This window comes from Mesorhizobium sp. M2A.F.Ca.ET.039.01.1.1, assembly GCF_003998035.1.
Classification (GTDB): Bacteria; Pseudomonadota; Alphaproteobacteria; order Rhizobiales; family Rhizobiaceae; genus Mesorhizobium.
Map to the genome: position 1 here is coordinate 1 of NZ_RZRY01001048.1, position 1,681 is coordinate 1,681.

Sequence of the window (1,681 nt, forward strand, 5' to 3'; positions counted from 1 at the left end):
GGGCGATGGCGCAGAAGAGATTGCCGATGACGAAGAGGGCAGCGAGGCCGACAAGCACGGGCTTGCGCGGCAGGCGCGCCGTTGCCATGGCCACGATCGGCGCACCGAAGACGACGCCGAGCGCATAGCCGGTGACCAGAAGGCCAGCCGAAGGGATCGAGACGCCAAGGTCGGCCGCGACCTCCGGCAACAGGCCCATGATGACGAATTCGGTGGTGCCGATGCAGAAGGAGGCAATGGCAAGCGCCAGGATCGGCAGCGGCATGGGGTGTCCGGTCTGAATCGGTTCAAGATCGAGACTGACTTTGAACCTGGCCGGCGCACAAGCGTCATTGTTGCAACGCAGCAATGCAGAAAGAGGAGAGCGAGGTCGCGACGAACAACCTAGGTGAGCGGTTTAAGCTCCTGGGCGATCGTCGGCAGCAGTTCCGAGACGTTGGGGTGGATGTGCATGGCGCGCGCCAGCGTCGAGATCGGGGCCTTGGCGTACATGAGGTCGAGCACGCAATGGATCGCCTCGTCGCCGCCTGGCCCGAGCACGGTGCAGCCGAGGATCTCGCCGGTGTCGGCATCGGCGAGGATCTTCATGAAGCCTTGCGTCTCGCCCTTCTCGACCGCGCGGCCGACACGCGTCATCGGCCGCTGGCCGACCAGCGCGCGGCGGCCGGATTTCTTCACCGCGGCTTCCGTCATGCCGCAGCGCCCAAGCGGCGGATCAATGTAAAGCGCATAGGCCTCGATGCGGTCGGTGACCTTGCGCGGATCGTTGTCGAGCAGGTTGGCCGCGACGATCTCGAAGTCGTTGTAGGAGGTGTGGGTGAAGGCGCCCTTGCCGTTGCAGTCGCCCATCGCCCAGATGCCGGGCACGCTGGTGCGCAACAGGTCGTCGACGACGATGAAGCCGCGCTGGTCGACCTCGACGCCGGCTTTTTCGAGGCCAAGATCGTCGGTGTTGGGGACGCGGCCGAGCGCCAGCAGCACATGCGAGCCGACCGCCGGCGGCTGGCCGGCGGAGAAAGTCACGGCGACCTCGTTGCCTTTCCTGGCGAACGCGATGTCGCCGGCGCCAACATGGACGGTGATGCCTTCATTTTCGAGAATGGCCTGGATGGCGGCGGACGTGTCCTCGTCCTCGCGGCCGGTCAGCCTCGGCGCCTTCTCGATCACCGTGACCTCGGAGCCGAAGCGGCGGAACATCTGCGCGAATTCGAGCGAGATATAGCTGCCGCCGACGACGATCAGATGGCTGGGCAGGACATCGAGATCCATCATCGAGGAATTGGTGAGATAGGGGATGTCGTGGACGCCGGGCAGGTCGGGCACGGAGGCGCGGCCGCCGGTGTTGAGGAAGATCTTTGGCGCGGTCAGCAGCTCGTCGCCGACACGCACGGTGTCGGCGGATTCAAAGCGCGCGTGGCCGCGATAGAGCGTGCACTTCTCCATGCCCGCGATCCAGGTCTCGAGCCCCGTGCGGGACGCGCCCGAAACCTTGTCCTTGCGCGCCTTGATGGCCTTGTAGTCGACGGCGACGGGACCGGAAACCGTCACGCCATAATCGGCGGCGCGGCGGGCGAGGTGCGCGGCATAGGCGCTCGCCACCATCGTCTTGGTCGGGATGCAGCCAGTGTTGACGCAGGTGCCGCCGATGAGCTTGCGCTCGATCAGCGCCACGCTCATGCCG

General features: G+C 65.9%; 2 protein-coding genes. Both read right to left on the minus strand.

The annotated features are described in order from the left end of the window. A partial coding sequence (locus tag EOA24_RS37115; protein WP_133374860.1) for an MFS transporter occupies positions 1-265 on the minus strand: 265 nt, incomplete at its 3' end. A gap of 119 nt (positions 266-384) precedes the next feature. Beyond that, positions 385-1,681 (minus strand): FAD-containing oxidoreductase (locus EOA24_RS37120; RefSeq protein WP_127410772.1); only part of this gene is annotated, 1,297 nt, incomplete at its 5' end.